The following is a 17,601-nucleotide window of genomic DNA, read 5'->3' as shown; positions in this document are numbered from 1 at the left end:
GAGCATATGCAAACAACAGAAACAGCATTAAAGGGCTGCTTTATCCTAGAGCCTCGTGTTTTTGAAGATGAACGGGGTTATTTTTTTGAAAGTTTTAACAGGGATAGCTTTGAACAAGCTATAGGGTATCCGGTAAACTTTGTACAGGATAACCAATCTTATTCTCAATATGGGGTGGTACGCGGGATTCATTTTCAACAAGGCGCTTATGCGCAAGCCAAACTCGTACGGGTTATAGCAGGTACAGTTCTAGACGTCGCGGTAGATTTACGCAAGGAATCACCTACCTATGGACAATATATTGCAGTAGAACTCAGCGCTGAAAACAAGAAGCAGTTGTTTGTGCCCCGGGGTTTTGGTCATGGGTTCTCCGTTTTGAGTAAAACAGCTGTTTTTGCGTATAAGTGTGATAATTTTTACCATAAAGCTTCAGAAGGTGGAATCCGCTATGACGATCCTACTTTAAATATTGATTGGCAACTTCCTAATGACCACATACAGGTTTCTGAAAAAGATTTGGTCTTAAGTAATCTATGATTTAATATGAAAATAAAGATACTTCTGTTTTTCTATAGAAATTCATTTAAAAAATTCAGACCTTATATACTCAGAAAGATAACAAGATTAGAAGGAGGTCAAATGTATTCCAAGTCATTGAGGAAAATCTATTATGAAAAATATGGTGTTTTAGTTGGGTATGGAAGTTATGGAGGTTGTTTCGATAAAACGAATAATAATATACCCGCACAAGTAGAATTTGGTAACTGGTGTTCAATTGCGCCCACTATTAGAATACATAGGGCTAACCACCCACTTAGAAATTTCACAACTCATCCTTTGCTCTATAATCCTTTAGCAGGATATGTGGAAAAAGATCTTTTGGATAGGCCTAAATTAGTAATAGGTCATGATGTTTGGCTTGGTGAGTTTTCCACCATTTTACCTAATGTAAATTCAATTGGGAATGGCGCTATTGTAGGAGCATCTAGTGTAGTTACAAAAGATGTTGAACCCTATTCAATTGTGGTAGGAAATCCAGCTAAAAAAATTGGTATGAGATTTAATCAAAATGAAATAGAAAAATTGGAATCCTCCAAGTGGTGGGAATTAGAAAGGGATGAACTTGTAAATAAAATTGATTACTTATCTAAACTTATTAACTGAAATAATTAAAATGGGAAATAAAAAGAAGCAAATAGCTATTGTTTGGGCTAATCCATATAATAAAAATCTGGGAGTAGGGGCATTAGCTTATTCGGCACTGGCTTTATTAAATGATGTACTTCAGGAAGATAATATTGAAGCTGATTTACATTTTTTTGGTACTTCTCAAGTAGGTCAGGATCATATAGAGGTCAATGGAAAGAAAATTCATTTTAGTACCGTTTATGGAATGAATTTTTTCAAACTCAAATCATTGATTAAACTCGTTTTATTTCCAAATCGGTTTAAGACCAGTCGTATTCTGAGCTATGATCTTATTTTTGATATAGCAGAAGGAGATAGTTTTACCGATATTTATGGGGATAAACGCTTTTGGAATATCCTAAATAGTAAAAGATTTTTTTCTTTACTTGGACGTAAGCAGGTTCTTTTGCCGCAAACAATAGGGCCTTTTAACAAAGAAGTGCACGAGAAAGCTGCTTTTAAAGCAATGCAAAAACTCGAAATGGTTATAAGTCGTGATCGACAGAGTTATGCATATACTCAAAAGTTTTTACCTGAATCTATGCTGGCAGAAAGCATTGACGTTGCTTTCTACATGCCTTATGATAGACAATTTTTCTCAACCGATAAAATTCACGTCGGCCTCAATATATCAGGTTTATTATGGAATGGCGGATACACGAAGGATAATCAATTTAATTTGCAATCAGATTATAAAAAGTTAATCTTAAACTTTTTAGATTATTTTACAGCATTAGATAGTGTTCAGGTACATATCGTACCTCATGTTGTACCTAAAGATCACCCTGTTGAAGATGATTATCAAGTTTCTGAAGCAATCATCAAAGATTATCCTCAGGCAATATTGGCTCCACGTTTTGAAAATCCTATAGAAGCAAAAGGATATATAGGTGGTTTAGACTTTTTCTCAGGCGGGCGTATGCACTCATGTATAGCAGCCTATGCAACCGGGGTTCCTGTAGTACCAATGGCTTACAGTCGGAAGTTTAACGGTTTGTTTGTAGATACCCTAGCTTACAACTATATGGGGGATTGTGTGAATACAGATGAGCAGCAAGTAATGAATGAAATACTTGATGGATTCAATGATAGAGAAACATTGAAAGCAGCTGTACAAAAGGGTCTATCTGAAATTGTAGCCCCACGTCTTACAGAATTGAAAAAAATACTATCACTGGTGGTTAAAAAATCTTTATGAAGTCTAAAATAGAAACGATCGTAAAAGATAACTTGTGTATCGGATGTGGACTATGTGAAAGCGTTTGTGGCAAAGAGAATGTCCAAATGAAATTGGATCAAACTGGATTTTACAAGCCTGAAGTAAAACAGATCCAACCTGAAGGCGAGGATATTATAGACGCAATATGCCCAGGAAAAAATATAATTAATGAAGATTCATATGCTTATGAAGATAGGATATGGGGTAAATTGTTGAAAACGTACAGTGGTTTTTCTAATGATAAAGAAATACGATACGCAGGTTCCTCAGGTGGATTTATTAGTGGGTTGAGTGTTTTTGTTTTAGAACATAACCTTGTTGATAGCGTATTGCAAGTTGGTGGGGATATAAACGATTATGAGCGTAATGAACTGAAGGTTTCAAAAAGTAGGGCTGATGTTTTAAAATGTGCTTCTTCTAGATATGCTCCGGCTTTAATTTTTGACAAGATTTTTGATTTATTGAATGGATCAAATGACAACTATCTCTTTATTGGAAAACCTTGCGATATTTCGGGGTTGAAAAATTTTCTAGCTCAATATCCTCAGTTTAAAGACAGATTTAAACTTACTGTATCAATTCTTTGCGCCGGACAACCCTCGTTTACTGGAACTTCTCAAATTGTAGATGAATTTAATGCCCAGAGACCCGTAAAAAATTTGGTTTACCGAGGAAGTGGATGGCCGGGTTATTTCTCGTTTGAAGATAAAGAGGGTAAAGCATATAAACGTACATATAATGACTCTTGGGGGAGTACCTTAAACAGGCATTTGAACTTCAGGTGTAAAATCTGTCCTGATGGTATAGGTCTTCAAGCAGATATTGCTGTAGGAGATGCCTGGGAAACAAACGACGGTTACCCAGATTTTGATGAAAAAGATGGGAAAAGTCTAGTAATGGTAAGAACACAAGCTGGTCAAAAATTAGTTGAGCAAGCTCTTCAATTCCAGGCCGTTTCGATGACCGAGATAGATGATGGGAAAATTGCCATAATGCAGCCTTATCAATACCAGAGGAGACGCAAAGTTGCGGCCAGAATACTAGCTTATAATTTATACAAGGGCAAACTCCCTCTAAAATTTAAAAATCTTAATATATATTCCAACTTACGATATGAGTCTCCTAAGCAAGTTGCCAAAGAGTTTTTAGGTACCGCCAGACGTTTATTTAAACAGTAAGGTCTATGCAAGGAAACTCAAGACTTATTTCTGATTCCTTATTGGGAATTTTGTCAAAATTAATAGATGCGCTTGCTAAGTTTTTTACCATCCCCATGCTCATTGGGTATTTTGGCAAGGGTGATTATGGCTTGATCTCACTAGCCTTTTCACTTAATGCCTATTTGCGGTTAATGGATATGGGAATGAATATAGGCTCTATTCGTTTTTTTTCCATGTGGATAGTAGAAAAAAAATGGGATAAAATATCAAATGTATCTCGGTCGAGTATAGTTTTTTATGGAGGTATAGGGCTGCTAAATACTATTATATTTATTTTATTAGGTATCTATTCAGAGTTCTTTTTTTCAATTGATGAATCGCAAGTATTAATTTTTAAATACCTCATGTTCATCTTGGCCTTCAGTACTGTTTTTAACTGGACTTCGAGTGTGGTAAAACAACTATTAATCGCTAACGATCAAATTGCCTGGGTCAACAAAACCAATATAATTAGTAGTGTATTTATTTTTGGTACCGCTGTATGCGCGATTTATTTTAAACTCTCTTTGCCAACTTATTTTTTATTATATATTTTGGCTACAATGGTGGTGATTCCTTTAAATATTCACAAACTAAGGATTTTTGGAATACCGCTTACCAAATTACTTGTACCCCGTTGGTTTGCTGCAGATTTTAAAATCATTCTCAATTACAGCCTTGCTATATTTGCTATGGGATTTTTTCAATTCTCAGCAGATAATCTACGCCCCATATTACTGGGCAGATTTGCTTCAAAAGGAGTGGAAGTTTTGACAGAATATAGAGTAATCCAGACGATAACGGCTATAGTCATCGCTTTTGGAGGTGTTTTTATTCAAACTCTTTTACCCCATGCATCAAAGCTTTATGCAAGTAACGATACTTTAAGAATTCAAAATACCATCTTTACAGGTACCAAATACATATCGGCATTTTTAGGCTTGGTAGTTTTTGGACTTATAGCAAGTGCAGAAGAATTGTTAAACATTTATGTAGGTCCTGAATATACTCATTTAACGATATGGTTGCAATTGTGGCTTGTTACCGTGTATATTGCAATGCACAATTCACCAGTCGCTAGCTTGATTTTGGCATCAGGAAAAACGCGGTTTCTAGTAATATCTTCTGGTATTGCCTGTATCATTACAATACCTATTACCATATTTTTTGCCAATACTCTTAATGTAGGAGCTGCTGTAATTGGGTATTTAGCATATGTTATATTAGTGATATCTGCATATTATTTTTATTATATACCTTTTGTTTTAAAATTAGAGGCTCGTAAAATATTTATCAATGCCTTTCTTCCATCATTAGCCGTTGGTGTGATTAGTTATTTATTAACTGAATTATTTAGAGTGTATTTTATTATTGAGAATGCATTACTTTCAATTACTATAATGGCTATCGTATTTGCAGTGATTTATTTGAGTTTCACCCTAATATTTACTATAAGGGTAAACGAATTTAAATCTTTAATACAAAAATTATTAAAAAAGAGATAGTGAAGGAGCGATTGCAGTATTTATTTATAATGGTCACTATTTTGATTTCTATCCGATTGTGGTCATTTCAGCCAATACCGAGTATAATTTACAATTTGCTCAGTATAGGTTTGGTTGCCTTATTGTTCTTTATATCTTTTCATTTTTTCGCTAAAGGAAAAAAAATAGGTAAACAACCCTTCAAAAGGCCTGTGCTTCTTTTTATTGCGCTTCCGCTAATAAGTACAATAGGATCTTATATTTATCATGAGCAGTCTTTCTTAGCCTCTCTCTTGGCTCTACGATTGAATTTTTTGTGGTTATTGTATTTTGTACTTCATTATTTTAAATTTCCATTAAAGCGACTCATCAAGTTATTAGTAGTGGTTGGTTTTATATGGGCTTTAGTAACGATTATACAACAATTCACTTATCCTATTTATTTTTTTTACTCTAGGGATGAAGAAACACGTCAACTGTTAAGAGCCGGGATTTATCGGTTTATGGCTTTTCGTCATCATTACGGCATTTTTTTAGCTATTTATTTTTTTTATAGGTTTAATACAAGTAAAGATCATAAACTCAGAAACGGTCTTTTTTTTCTTATTGGAATGATAGGTTTATATTATTTTGGTACCAGGCAGTTTTTGGCTAGTGCTATTATAGCTGTAGGTTATATCATTTTTATCTCAAATAAAAATCAAAAAGGATATGCAATACTTTTGACAACTATTGTAATTGCCTTGGGAGTATTTTTTAGTGAAACGTTATTTGGCAGGTTCATCAAGATGACTCAAGAAGATCTATCTGAGGATAATATAAGGCTACTTGCCGCTAATTTTTATCTAAACGAATATTGGCCAGATGATTGGATGTCTAGGCTTGTAGGTAACGGTATGAATTATTATGATAACACTGATTATGGCAAAGAGGTGACTTATTACGAGGAAGCTGGCTTGTTTAGAGTTGATGTAGGAATAATAGGGGTTTATAATTTGTACGGTATATTTTACGTAATAAGTACTTTTTATTTTGTAATAAAGGGAATGCTTGTTAACTATATATCTAATAATTATCTCAAAGCAATTTATTTAGCCATATTAGTAACTACACCCTTAAGTGTTTACTTTGACAATTATACCGCAATCCCCTTTTTTGCTATTTTAGCTTATATGACAGATAAATCTACAAATTCTCTTAAAACAATTTAATGTCTTTAGCAATAGTTATCCCTGCTTATAAGATTCAATTCTTCGAGAAAGCTCTTGAATCCATTTCAAATCAAACCTGTAAAGATTTTAAAGTTTATATAGGAGATGATTGCAGTCCCTATGAGTTAAAGGATTTAGTACAACAGTTTTCGAATACCATCGATATCGTTTATAAGCGATTTGAGAAAAATCTTGGAGGACAGGATCTTGTAGCTCAATGGGAGCGCTGTATAGATTTAGTTGGCGATGAGGAGTGGGTGTGGTTATTTTCTGATGACGATATAATGAGTGCCAATTGTGTTGAAAATTTTTATAAAATATTAAAACAAACAGATGGTCAAGATTATTTATACCATTTTGATATTAATTCAATAGATGAAGATGGCAAAGTAATAAGGCAACTGCCATTGTTTCCTAAAACTTTATCGAGCTTAGAATTTTTTAAAAAACGCTCGTCTAACGAGTTGATAAGTTTTGTTGTCGAATTTATTTTTAATAAGCAAAGTTTTCTTAAAGCGGGGAGGTTCCAGAATTTTGATTTAGCGTGGGCAAGTGATCACGCAACCTGGATCAAGCTGGCTAAAGGTAGTTTAATATATACAATCCCAGAAGCTCTAGTCTATTGGAGGAAAAGTAGTCTCAATATTTCCCCAAATACCAAAGACATTAAAATGTCCTTGCGTAAGATCCAAGCATCAAGTACTTATTACTTGTGGGTAAGAAATTTTTTATCTGAGGAGATGATAAGTGATCGCTATTTGATAAAATCCTTTTTAAATAACACAAAAGCTTATAACGGTGTGGTGCCTTGGGTTGATTTTAAAACAAATATAAAATCATTCACGTCAAAGGTAAATTCAAAATTAACAGGTTTTGCTGTTTGCTATATGTATGTGCATCGGTTATTTAAGAGATTGAAAAACTCTAACGCTTTAAACAATTAGGAAGTATCAATGAAGAAATTAATTTTTTTAACAGGTGAGGACTTGTTAGATGTAGATCTGCCAATTGTAAAAAAAATTCATCCAAATTTTGATTTTACGTGGGTGGTAGTTTTAAAAGGTTATGGCTGGTTTGAAGAAAAGGACCTTATAAAAATAAGTAAAGAAAATAATATTAAACTTTTTGTTTTTAAGCAAACTACTAAATTAAAAAATCCAACAACACTTTTTTTTCATTTAAAAGTTCTGAATTTTTTAAGGAAACTTAACCCGGAATATATATATGATAGTTATCTGGGTGTTCCATATATGCATTTTTTTACATCTCTTTTTCTAAATAAAAGAAAATTTATAATTGCAATACATGATGTAATTCAACATCATAAAATGAAAAATAAGGGTATACGGGCATTCTATTATAATTTTCTAATGCGTAAATACCAAAATATTCACCTTTTTTCTAAAAGTCAACTGGAAATTTTTCATCAGAAAAAATCTAATATTAATAAAAATGTTCTATTGGCGCCATTAGCCTTGAAATCATTTGGAGATCCAATGAGTTCTTTGGTGGAAAAAGAACAATTCACATTTTTGTTTTTTGGTTTGATTAGAGAGAATAAAGGTATTGATATACTTATCGAAGCTGTTAATATATTGAATAAAACTCAAAAGAACTTTAGAGTAATTATTGCCGGTAAAGCTGCTGACTCTTCTTGGGACAAAAATAAAGTTAAAATTAATAATCCTTTGGACTTTGAGGTGCATATTAGGACGTTAAAAGATCATGAAATTGGCGAAATTATGAATAGATCACATTTCTTAGTTTTACCCTATAAAGATGTAACTCAAAGTGGAGTTCTTTTGACTTCTTATAACTATGGACTTCCGGTAATAGCATCAAATTTAGAAGGTTTTAAGGAATATATTATAGATACAGAAACCGGTTTTTTATTTGAATGTAATTCAGCTGTTTCTTTAGCCTCCAGTATGGCTAATGCATTAGAATTAAATAAGAGTGAGTATGCGGAGATGAAGTCTAATCTCAATCATTTTGTGAAAAGAGAAATTAGTATCGAATCTATAGCTGCTAAGTATATTAAATATTTTAATGATTTAAGATAATGTCTTTAATAGATGATTATAAAGCATATGCTAAGCATGATGAAAGTAGTTTAAAACCTTTTTTTAAAATCCATTTATATTGTTTAATGATTTTTCGAATAAGTCATTTACTTTATAAATGGCATTTAACTCCTTTAAGTAAAATTTTTTGGTTTATAAATAGGATTTTTTTTTCTATAGATATAGACCCGGGAGCTCGTTTAAAGGGAGGAGTTGTAATTCTCCACGGTACCGGTATCGTTATTGGCCGGTATGTGATGTCAAAAGGGGATTTCAAAATATATCAGGGTGCAACCTTAGGAGGGAATCAAGGTAAAGAATCTGTTTATGATGGAGAAAAATTTTCTCAACCGATTATTATGAATGGAAGTATTATAGGTATTAATTCTGCTGTTTTAGGGCCCGTAGTGATCGGGGAAAATACAATTGTTGGAACCAATACAGTGGTTACTAAGAGTGTTCCTGAAAATTCAATAGTTGTGGGGATAAATAAAATTTTAAAAAAATAAAATGAATATTATTTCAATAACAACCAATCTGAGCAGGTACGGAGGCGCACAAAAGGTACTTATGGATTTGCACAATGGCTTGAAAAGTGATTATGATTGTGAAATTGTTGGTTTCCAGGATTTTGGCAAACTACACCCTAAATATGCAATTGAAGCAGATGAGTATAAAAAATTCAGTATTAAGGTGTTACGGAATAAGCTAATTATTGTTCATGCAAGAAATGTTATACCATTAATTGTTTTATTGAATAAGGTACTTTTCCTAAATTCAAAGATTATTTATGTATCACACAATGTTTATAACACATATAATTTGTTGACTTTTCTGCCAGAAGTGATTGTGTCTATATCAAAAAAAGTTACAGTTAATTTGATAGACTATTTTAATGTAGAAAAAAAAAACATCCATTTAATTTACAATGGAATTGTAGATCATTATAAAAGCGAAAATTTAGAAAGGATTTATAAAGAGGATGATACAATACGGATTTTATATCCTGCGCGTGTAAACTCAGTTAAAAGGCAACTTAGAGTAGTTGAAGCACTAAAAGGTAAGCTGGATCATAATATCCAAATCCATTTTGCGGGGACAGGGGATGATTTTAAAGATTTACAAGAGTTATGCGTTAATTCGATCAATTTTATAGCGTTGGGTTTTGTTGAGGACCTGGAATATAGAATAGTAAATTACGATTACATTATGCTATTTTCTGAGCAAGAAGGGTTACCGTTATCTTTATTAGAAGGTATAATGTGTAAAAAGCCAATTATAGCTAATGATGTAGGGGGAAACCTTGAAATAGGTATACCTGGTTATAATGGAATAGAACTAATAGAAAATTGGGATAGCTTGGCTGAACAGCTTAATAATTTAAATTCAATCGAAAAAAATCAATACGATCTTATGAGTGAGCGCAGTAGAGAACTTTTTCTGAAAAAATTTAGAATGGAAATTATGGTTGAGCAATATTCTCAATTAATACAAACATTGTAAATCAATGAAGATTTTAGCAGTAGCTTCAGCGGGAGGTCATTGGATACAACTATTGAGATTAAAACCTGCATTTACAGATCATCAATTGGTATATATGTCAACCAAAGAGGAGTTTAGAATGATGGTTCCTGATTCTCAATATTTTGTAATACCTGATTTTAATAGAAAAAAAAAGATTTTAATTTTTAAGAGTTTACTTGAAATATGGAGAAGTCTCAAGAGCATCAAACCTGACCTGGTGATTACGACCGGCGCAGCTCCTGGATTAGCATGCATTTTAGTAGGAAGAATTTTAGGTTTTAAAACAGTTTGGTTAGACAGTATAGCTAACGTAGAACAGTTGTCTATGAGTGGAAAAATTGCGACATACCTATCAAATCATGTTTATACTCAATGGCCTGAACTAGAAAGTGACAAAGTTAAATATAGCGGTAAAGTTTTATGATGATTTTCATTACTACAGGTACGCAAGAACCCTTCGACAGATTACTTGATGCTATGGATATCTGTGCAGCTAAATTTCCAGAAGTTGAATTTGTTGCTCAAGTTATTAACACTGATGTAGAAGCTAAAAATCTAAAAGTTGAGGGATTTTTATCCCCAATTACTTTCAATGACTATTTTGAAAGAGCTGATCTTATTGTGGGGCATGCAGGAATGGGTACTATTATTACTGCCCTAGTTAAAGAAAAAGCTCTCATTGTTATACCAAGGGATGCTAGCTTGGGAGAACATAGAAATGATCATCAGTTAGCCACAGCAAAAAAAATGAGCGCTCTAAACTATGTGAAGGTAGCCTATACTTCGGATGAGCTTATTAACACTATAGACCTATTTCTTAGAAATGAAATTTCTCTTACGTCAGTTAAATTAACTCCCTATGCATCTGATTCTTTAATCACAGAGTTAAAAACACTTTTTGGGAATTCATGAAATATTTATTAGTTTTTAGTTGCGTTGTAGTGCTATGTTTTACATCTTGTTTTTACTTTAACAATAAAACAAAGATTACTAATGAAGTAATTAAATCTGAATCTAGGCTTGTACAGCAAGAATTTAACCTCAGCAAAGTCTATAAAGATTATTTTCCTGTTGGAACAGCTATGTATTATGGTCTTTTATCAAAAAAAGACCGTATTGCGTTTATAGCCTCCCAATACAATAGCATAACTATAGAAAATGAGTTGAAGGCTAAATATGTTCATCCTGAGAGAAACAGATATGATTGGGCTAAAGCAGATAGTTTGGTACGTTTTGCCACAGAAAATCAAATGAAAATTCGAGGGCACTGTCTTGTTTGGGCTCAAGGTACTCCAGATTGGTTTTTTAAAAATGAAAAAGGAGATCTTATTAGTAAAGAAGAGCTCTATAAAAGAATGCGTGAACATATTTATACGGTTATGAATCGTTATAAGGGGAAGATCTATTGCTGGGATGTGGTAAACGAGGCAGTTGATTATTCTTGGAAGCCTGGTATTTTTAAAGACACAGATTTATTTTATAAGATAGCTGGAGAAGAATATATTGATAAAGCTTTTCAATTTGCAAGAGAAGCAGATTCTTCAGCAATTTTGTTTTATAATGATAATCAGTTTAATGATCCCCGTAAATCAAATGATATTTATAATTTAATAAAACGCTTAAAGACTAGAAATGTACCAATTGATGGAATTGGTATGCAGGGACATTTTAATATCAAAGGATTATCTGAAAATGATCTTCGCAATAATATTATCAAGTTTTCAGATTTAGGACTAGATATTCAGATTACAGAACTTGATGTCAGAATCTTTGAGAATGGAATGAAAAATAAAAATTTGAGTAAGCAAGTAAATTATTTTACAACTTCAATTGAAAATGAACAAGCATATATTTACGAAATGATTTTTCGTGTATGTCGGGAATATGATAATGTTACAGGTATTACACTTTGGGGCGCAGCTGACTGGCCAAATTATTTGGATAATGTTTATGGTGTTAGTGCACATCCTTATCTATATAGTAAAACCATGTTGCCTAAAAAAGCTTTTTTTGAGGTTGTTGATTTTTAATATACTTAGCTAGCATTATGAAACGAATACTTGTCACCGGCGGTGCCGGTTTTATCGGTTCGCATTTGTGTAAGCGTTTGTTAGCCGAAGGAAATGAAGTGATCTGTCTGGACAATTATTTTACCGGAAGTAAACAAAATATCCTTGAATTGTTAGAGCACCCGTATTTTGAACTGGTGCGGCATGATGTAACCCAACCGTATTATGCGGAGGTGGATGAGATCTACAATTTAGCCTGTCCTGCCAGCCCGGTGCATTATCAGTATAACCCTATTAAAACCATCAAAACCTCGGTGATGGGCGCGATCAACATGCTGGGGCTTGCGAAACGGGTCAAGGCAAAGATCCTACAGGCGAGTACGTCTGAGGTGTATGGAGATCCTGCGGTACATCCGCAACCGGAAAGCTATTGGGGGAATGTCAACCCCATTGGCCCGCGCTCGTGTTATGATGAAGGCAAGCGTTGTGCCGAGACCTTGTTTATGGATTACCATACCCAGAATGGGGTGGTCATCAAGATCGCCCGGATCTTCAATACCTACGGACCGCATATGAATATCAACGATGGGCGGGTGGTTTCTAATTTTATCGTACAGGCGCTAAAAGGAGAACCTATCACTATTTTTGGAGCTGGGAGTCAGACGCGTAGCTTTCAGTATGTAGCTGATCTGGTGGAGGGACTGGTGGCTTTGATGCAAACCGATGATTCGGTCACCGGACCTGTGAATCTGGGGAATCCTACAGAGTTTACCATGCTCCAACTGGCTGAGGAGATCATAGCCTTAACCGGTTCCCGTTCTAAGCTGCAGTTTGAACCCTTACCTCAGGATGACCCCAAACAACGCCAACCTGATATTCAACTCGCAACTCAACTGATTCCCTTGTGGAGGCCCCATACTGCATTGCAGCAGGGGTTGGAGCAAACCATTAACTATTTTGAGCAACAACTTGTTGATACTAATTAAAAAGGATTTAACGGTATCTCTTAAAAAAAAGTTAAGTTGCATCGGCATTCGTATACACTCTTAGAATCAACAACTCGCGCAAACAGCTGATGAAACGTTCTGCACTCATCGTACCCCTAAGTATTTTGATCCATTTAACGCTGTTGAATGGTTTTTTGGCCTGGTTTATACCAGACTTGTATTTGAATATCAATTCGATCCTGTTTTACAATGCCTCCTGGTTGCTGAGTGCGTATGCGATAGACTATTACCCCACCTCGCGGAAAGAGCGGTTTTTTACCAATCTGCATAAGCCGCTGCAATTGTATATTTTATTTACGCTGGCTTATTTTGCCTGGTTCAGTCTGAGTAAGACTCGTATGGGTTCCCTTGGTTATCATACAAATGTGTTGCTGGGGTTGTTTGCATGTTTACTACTCTACCGGATTTTGTTTTATTATGCCCGGGCCCGGTATCGGGAAACCGGCGGGAATGCGGTTAATGTGGTCGCGATCGGGCGGGACCGGAATCTGAAAAAGATCCGAAAAGTATTTGATGAACCCGATCTGGGGTACCGGTATCTGGGGTATTTTGATAACAGCGACTCCAAGAGCCCTACCTATCTGGGGAAAGTAGAAGAGAGTTTCAGTTATATCAAGAACCGGGATGTGCATCAGATCTTTTGTATCGCTTCGCGCTTGTCTCAGGCTCAACTGTTCAATCTGATGGCTTTTGCTGATAATAATCTGATCAAGCTGAAGGTGGTACCCGATAATAAGGAAATCTTTACCCGGGCGATGACTATCGAATTGTATGACAATGTACCCGTGCTCAATCTTCGGGAATTGCCGCTGGAAACCCCGTATGCGAAGGTGGTGAAGCGGTGTTTTGATGTGGTGTTTGCCCTCTTGGTGATCGTCGGGGTGTTGTCATGGTTGAGTCCGTTGATCTTTATTTTGCAGCGTTTTGATTCTAATGAGCCCTTATTTTTTAAACAAAAACGGCATGGGGTGAACCGGAAGGTGTTTTGGTGTTATAAATTCCGTTCGATGACCACGACGGCTGATGCCAATACCAAAATGATGACCAAAAACGACAAACGGGTGACCAAACTGGGGCGTATTTTAAGACGGACCAGTATTGATGAATTGCCGCAGTTTTATAATGTTTTGCTGGGGGATATGAGTGTCGTAGGCCCGCGGCCGCATATGGAACTGCATACCGAAAAGTATCAAACCTCCGTAGATAAGTATCTGGTGCGCCACTTTGTAAAACCCGGAATCACCGGCCTGGCACAAGTGCGCGGCTATCGGGGCGAGATCGTACAGCAGGCTGATATCGTCAACCGGACGCGATTGGATATCTTTTATGTCGAAAAATGGAGTTTGTGGCTGGATGTCAAGATCATCATCAAAACCGTCTTGAATGCAGTCCAAGGGGAGGAAAATGCTTATTAATTAATTATATTATACTATTTTCGCAGCCAATAGAAAATCACTTATGGAATTTATAGTAAACATGAAGAACCTGTTCGTTATTTTGTTAGTTTTATTGAGCTGCATTTCTTGCGTTTCGAGAAAGGAAATAGTTTATTTCATAGATGATGAAGTTACAACTAAGGAATTCAAGGAATTTAATTTATCGAGCCAAAATAATGTTACAATAAAAACTAATGATCAATTGGCTATAACGGTAACTGCCTTAGAGCAGGAGGCAGCTATTCCTTTTAACTTACCTATGGTTGGGACCGGGACTATACTAGATAATGAATTGACTCCAAATCGTACACAACCTCAAATTCAGACTTATTTAGTAAGTAATGATGGTGAAATAGACTTTCCGGTATTGGGTGAAATTAATGTTTTAGGGCTTACCAGAAATGAGCTTGCAGCTCTATTAAAAGAGAAAATTGCACTTTATATAAAAAACCCAATGGTTATTGTACGTATCTCGAATTTTAGAATAACAGTATTAGGAGAGGTAGCTCGACCCGGTACATTTAGCGTTAGCGATGAGTATATCAGTCTGCCCAAAGCTCTTGGTCTGGCGGGGGATTTAACAATTTATGGTAAACGGAAAAATATTAAAGTATTAAGAGAAGAAGGAGAAAAAATGATTCAAATGAGTTTAGACCTCACTGATCCTGGAATAGTAGAATCACCTTATTATTATCTCAGACAGAACGATATTGTATATGTAGAGCCTAATAAGCCACAGCGTCAAGCAGCAAATTACAATCGAAATGCATCAGTATACATTTCTGTAGCTTCTGTTTTGGTTTCTCTTATCGTTTTGATAGCTCGCTAAATAAATAAATATTATGTATAATAACGAAGATGATTTTAACCTTCGGGAAGAACTAGGGAAGTATTTGAAATTTTGGCCTTGGTTTATATTAGGAGTGATTTTAAGTCTAGGAATAGGCTTTGTTTATTTAAAATTGGCAACTCCTAAATATAAAACTGTTGCGAGTGTCATTATTAAAGATGATGAAAAAAATGCTCCTGCAGCAAGTCTTGAAAGTTTTTCAGAATTAGGTTTGCTTGGAGGAATGGGATCTAATAAAATTGAAAATGAAATAGGGATATTTCAATCTTACCGCATGATGCAAAATACGGTAAAAGCATTGAAGTTAAATGTGGCATATTTTAATTCAGACAATTTCGTAGAAAGAGAGCTTTATCTAGAATCGCCATACTTAATAGAGTTTTTAAGTGTAGATAATAATAGTCTCAAAAATCTGATTAGAGAAAATGAAAATAAATTTTATATTGAAAAAAATAATAGTGATAATAGTGAATTGATAGTGCGCTCTAATGAGGGTGCCATTATTGTTGAAACAAATTTTAATTCAATTGTTGATTTGGGATTTGGAGAGGTTTTAATAAAAAGAAATAGAGATTATAGTGGTGAAGTAAATAAGATTTCGATTTTTGTTTCAACTGTTAATATGGTAGCTGATGGACTAAGAGATGCTATTAAAGTTGCAGTAATTGAAAAGAATGCGACTTTACTCGAGCTTAATATAGAAACCGCTGTAAGACAAAAAGGACAGGATATCCTAAACCAGTTGATCTTTGAATACAATAAAGAAGCTATAAAAGATAAAAATGAGATTGCCGTTAGTACAGCTCAATTTATAGATGAAAGACTACAAATAATTAGCGAAGAATTAGATACCGTTGAGGTTGGGTTAGAAGAATTCAAGGAAAATAACAGCCTGACAAATATTGAAGCAGAGTCTACTTTATATATAGAGAATGCAAGTGAATATAGAAAGAGAGTTAGAGAACTTTCAACACAATTGGAGTATGTTGAAAGTTTATTAGATTTTATTGATGATAAAGATGAAGCTGATTTATTACCTGGAAATATTGCATTAGAAAATACAAGTGTAAATGAACAAATCCAAAAGTTTAATAATTTACTATTACAGAGAAATCGAATTTTAGAAGGTGCAACTTCATTGAACCCTTCTGTTCAAAGATTAGATGGTCAGATTGGTCAAATGTCTAAAACTATTTATTCAGGTTTAAAGCAGTATGAAATTAATCTTGAAATGACATTAAATGAATTAAATAGTCAATCAAATTTAATTTCTAGTGAGATTTCTAAAGTTCCTTCAAAAGAGCGGCAGTTTCGCGACATTTCTAGACAACAAAATATTAAAGAGGCCTTATATATTTTCTTATTGCAAAAGCGGGAAGAGAACTCCCTATCCTTGGCAGCAACTTCTCCCAAAGCGAAGATTGTGGATTCGGCATATAGTTCAAATAGAATAGTATCCCCAAAGTCGAGTATAATTTTCTTTGGTTCTTTTTTGATAGGTATATTGATTCCTTTTTTAATTATATATATACGACGCTTGTTGAATAATAAAATCGAGCGTCGGGAAGATCTGGAGAAAATCACCCGAGCAATTCCCATTGTAGGGGAGTTGCCGCGGATCGCAAAGGGAGATTCAGATCTGATCGAGGAGAATGACCGCTCGGTACTCGCTGAATCCTTTAGAATTTTAACGACCAACCTGCAGTATTTATTGGTGAACGCTAAAAATGAAGACAAAGGCTATTGTTTGTATACCACCTCTACGGTAAAAGGGGAAGGGAAGACCTTTACCAGTATCAATCTGGCGATGACTTTGGCGAATACCGGGAAAAAGGTGGTGTTGATCGGGGCGGATCTGCGAAACCCGCAGTTGCAGCGTTACGATACCGAATCGAAGAGTCTGTTGGGTGTGAGTGATTACCTCGTAAATGATGATCATAAACTGGAATCGCTGATCCATGATTCTAAGTTTCATCCCAACTTAAAATTGTTTTTATCGGGGAGTATCCCACCAAATCCTTCAGAACTCTTGCGCCAATCGAAATTTGGGCGTATGCTCGATGAATTGCGGGAGCAGTACGATTATGTGATAGTAGATACGGCCCCGTCGATGCTGGTGGCCGATACCTTCCTGATCAGTAAATATGCAGACCTGATCCTGTATGTAACCCGTGCCGGATATACCGAGAAACGACTCATTAATTTTGCGGTTGATTCACAACAAGACGGAAAGTTGCACGATATCAGTTTTGTGATCAACGATGTCAAAACGGCTAATTTTGGGTATGGGAACAAATACGGCTATGCCTATGGGCAAGATAAACCTTCGCTATGGGAACGGTTTAAAAGCAGTTTTTAGACTTTACCAGACTAAAGACAAAAGATTTTAGATACTGAACTAAAAAGGATGC

General features: G+C 35.0%; 17 protein-coding genes. All 17 read left to right on the top strand.

The window, feature by feature from the left end:
- Positions 1–6 precede the first annotated feature (6 nt).
- The 17 genes from rfbC (at position 7) to DSM03_RS15870 (ending at position 17,549) form a co-directional block, all read left to right on the top strand.
- The gene (gene rfbC, locus DSM03_RS15950; RefSeq protein WP_128763368.1) at positions 7–537 is read left to right on the top strand and encodes a dTDP-4-dehydrorhamnose 3,5-epimerase; all 531 of its coding nucleotides are present in this window, start codon (positions 7–9) and stop codon (positions 535–537) included.
- A 6-nt stretch (positions 538–543) separates the two neighbouring features.
- Complete coding sequence (locus DSM03_RS19255; protein ID WP_128763367.1) at positions 544–1,164, top strand: CatB-related O-acetyltransferase; 621 nt, start codon at positions 544–546, stop codon at positions 1,162–1,164.
- 10 nt (positions 1,165–1,174) lie between these two features.
- Entirely contained in the window at positions 1,175–2,386 is a 1,212-nt protein-coding gene (locus tag DSM03_RS15940) for a polysaccharide pyruvyl transferase family protein (RefSeq protein ID WP_128763366.1), read from the top strand.
- The gene (locus DSM03_RS15935; protein ID WP_128763365.1) at positions 2,383–3,585 is read left to right on the top strand and encodes a Coenzyme F420 hydrogenase/dehydrogenase, beta subunit C-terminal domain; all 1,203 of its coding nucleotides are present in this window, start codon (positions 2,383–2,385) and stop codon (positions 3,583–3,585) included. Before DSM03_RS15940 ends, DSM03_RS15935 begins: the two co-directional genes overlap by 4 nt.
- A gap of 5 nt (positions 3,586–3,590) precedes the next feature.
- A complete protein-coding gene (locus DSM03_RS15930) occupies positions 3,591–5,111 on the top strand; it encodes a lipopolysaccharide biosynthesis protein (protein WP_128763364.1) in 1,521 nt (506 codons plus the stop codon).
- Between the two features lie 95 nt (positions 5,112–5,206).
- Positions 5,207–6,301, top strand: a complete 1,095-nt coding sequence (locus tag DSM03_RS15925; protein ID WP_128763363.1) for a hypothetical protein — start codon at positions 5,207–5,209, stop codon at positions 6,299–6,301.
- Positions 6,301–7,245, top strand: coding sequence for a glycosyltransferase (locus DSM03_RS15920; protein WP_128763362.1), 945 nt, complete (start codon positions 6,301–6,303; stop codon positions 7,243–7,245). Before DSM03_RS15925 ends, DSM03_RS15920 begins: the two co-directional genes overlap by 1 nt.
- A 9-nt stretch (positions 7,246–7,254) precedes the next feature.
- Positions 7,255–8,364 carry a glycosyltransferase family 4 protein gene (locus DSM03_RS15915; protein WP_128763361.1) on the top strand — a complete coding sequence of 370 codons (1,110 nt, stop codon included), beginning with the start codon at positions 7,255–7,257 and terminating at the stop codon, positions 8,362–8,364.
- Entirely contained in the window at positions 8,364–8,873 is a 510-nt protein-coding gene (locus tag DSM03_RS15910) for a serine O-acetyltransferase (protein ID WP_128763360.1), read from the top strand. Before DSM03_RS15915 ends, DSM03_RS15910 begins: the two co-directional genes overlap by 1 nt.
- 1 nt (position 8,874) lies before the next feature.
- Positions 8,875–9,867, top strand: coding sequence for a glycosyltransferase family 4 protein (locus DSM03_RS15905; protein WP_128763359.1), 993 nt, complete (start codon positions 8,875–8,877; stop codon positions 9,865–9,867).
- Positions 9,868–9,871: 4 nt separating this feature from the next.
- Complete coding sequence (locus tag DSM03_RS15900) at positions 9,872–10,312, top strand: glycosyltransferase family protein (protein ID WP_128763358.1); 441 nt, start codon at positions 9,872–9,874, stop codon at positions 10,310–10,312.
- The gene (locus DSM03_RS15895; RefSeq protein WP_201740456.1) at positions 10,309–10,800 is read left to right on the top strand and encodes a glycosyltransferase; all 492 of its coding nucleotides are present in this window, start codon (positions 10,309–10,311) and stop codon (positions 10,798–10,800) included. The genes DSM03_RS15900 and DSM03_RS15895 overlap by 4 nt, the downstream gene beginning before the upstream one ends.
- Positions 10,797–11,918: an endo-1,4-beta-xylanase gene (locus DSM03_RS15890; protein ID WP_128763357.1), complete on the top strand. Its 1,122-nt coding sequence runs from the start codon at positions 10,797–10,799 to the stop codon at positions 11,916–11,918. Before DSM03_RS15895 ends, DSM03_RS15890 begins: the two co-directional genes overlap by 4 nt.
- 17 nt (positions 11,919–11,935) lie before the next feature.
- A complete protein-coding gene (locus tag DSM03_RS15885) occupies positions 11,936–12,883 on the top strand; it encodes a UDP-glucuronic acid decarboxylase family protein (protein ID WP_128763356.1) in 948 nt (315 codons plus the stop codon).
- Positions 12,884–12,972: 89 nt separating this feature from the next.
- Complete coding sequence (locus DSM03_RS15880) at positions 12,973–14,319, top strand: exopolysaccharide biosynthesis polyprenyl glycosylphosphotransferase (RefSeq protein WP_128763355.1); 1,347 nt, start codon at positions 12,973–12,975, stop codon at positions 14,317–14,319.
- A 61-nt stretch (positions 14,320–14,380) separates the two neighbouring features.
- The gene (locus DSM03_RS15875) at positions 14,381–15,169 is read left to right on the top strand and encodes a polysaccharide biosynthesis/export family protein (RefSeq protein WP_128763394.1); all 789 of its coding nucleotides are present in this window, start codon (positions 14,381–14,383) and stop codon (positions 15,167–15,169) included.
- A gap of 13 nt (positions 15,170–15,182) precedes the next feature.
- Positions 15,183–17,549 (top strand): GumC family protein, encoded by a 2,367-nt coding sequence (locus tag DSM03_RS15870; protein ID WP_236643960.1) that lies wholly within the window; start codon positions 15,183–15,185, stop codon positions 17,547–17,549.
- Positions 17,550–17,601: the final 52 nt, after the last annotated feature.

This window comes from Leeuwenhoekiella aestuarii, from assembly GCF_004104055.1.
In the GTDB taxonomy this organism is placed as follows: Bacteria; Bacteroidota; Bacteroidia; order Flavobacteriales; family Flavobacteriaceae; genus Leeuwenhoekiella; species Leeuwenhoekiella aestuarii.
The sequence above is the reverse complement of the archived record's forward strand: the minus strand, read 5'-3'. Positions and strand labels throughout refer to the sequence as shown.

Bases quoted from the DNA above. Each gene is read 5' to 3' on its own strand.
- rfbC (WP_128763368.1), top strand. From the start codon at position 7: ATGCAAACAACAGAAACAGCATTAAAGGGCTGCTTTATCCTAGAGCCT.
- DSM03_RS19255 (WP_128763367.1), top strand. From the start codon at position 544: ATGAAAATAAAGATACTTCTGTTTTTCTATAGAAATTCATTTAAAAAA.
- DSM03_RS15940 (WP_128763366.1), top strand. From the start codon at position 1,175: ATGGGAAATAAAAAGAAGCAAATAGCTATTGTTTGGGCTAATCCATAT.
- DSM03_RS15935 (WP_128763365.1), top strand. From the start codon at position 2,383: ATGAAGTCTAAAATAGAAACGATCGTAAAAGATAACTTGTGTATCGGA.
- DSM03_RS15930 (WP_128763364.1), top strand. From the start codon at position 3,591: ATGCAAGGAAACTCAAGACTTATTTCTGATTCCTTATTGGGAATTTTG.
- DSM03_RS15920 (WP_128763362.1), top strand. From the start codon at position 6,301: ATGTCTTTAGCAATAGTTATCCCTGCTTATAAGATTCAATTCTTCGAG.
- DSM03_RS15915 (WP_128763361.1), top strand. From the start codon at position 7,255: ATGAAGAAATTAATTTTTTTAACAGGTGAGGACTTGTTAGATGTAGAT.
- DSM03_RS15910 (WP_128763360.1), top strand. From the start codon at position 8,364: ATGTCTTTAATAGATGATTATAAAGCATATGCTAAGCATGATGAAAGT.
- DSM03_RS15905 (WP_128763359.1), top strand. From the start codon at position 8,875: ATGAATATTATTTCAATAACAACCAATCTGAGCAGGTACGGAGGCGCA.
- DSM03_RS15900 (WP_128763358.1), top strand. From the start codon at position 9,872: ATGAAGATTTTAGCAGTAGCTTCAGCGGGAGGTCATTGGATACAACTA.
- DSM03_RS15895 (WP_201740456.1), top strand. From the start codon at position 10,309: ATGATGATTTTCATTACTACAGGTACGCAAGAACCCTTCGACAGATTA.
- DSM03_RS15890 (WP_128763357.1), top strand. From the start codon at position 10,797: ATGAAATATTTATTAGTTTTTAGTTGCGTTGTAGTGCTATGTTTTACA.
- DSM03_RS15885 (WP_128763356.1), top strand. From the start codon at position 11,936: ATGAAACGAATACTTGTCACCGGCGGTGCCGGTTTTATCGGTTCGCAT.
- DSM03_RS15880 (WP_128763355.1), top strand. From the start codon at position 12,973: ATGAAACGTTCTGCACTCATCGTACCCCTAAGTATTTTGATCCATTTA.
- DSM03_RS15875 (WP_128763394.1), top strand. From the start codon at position 14,381: ATGAAGAACCTGTTCGTTATTTTGTTAGTTTTATTGAGCTGCATTTCT.
- DSM03_RS15870 (WP_236643960.1), top strand. From the start codon at position 15,183: ATGTATAATAACGAAGATGATTTTAACCTTCGGGAAGAACTAGGGAAG.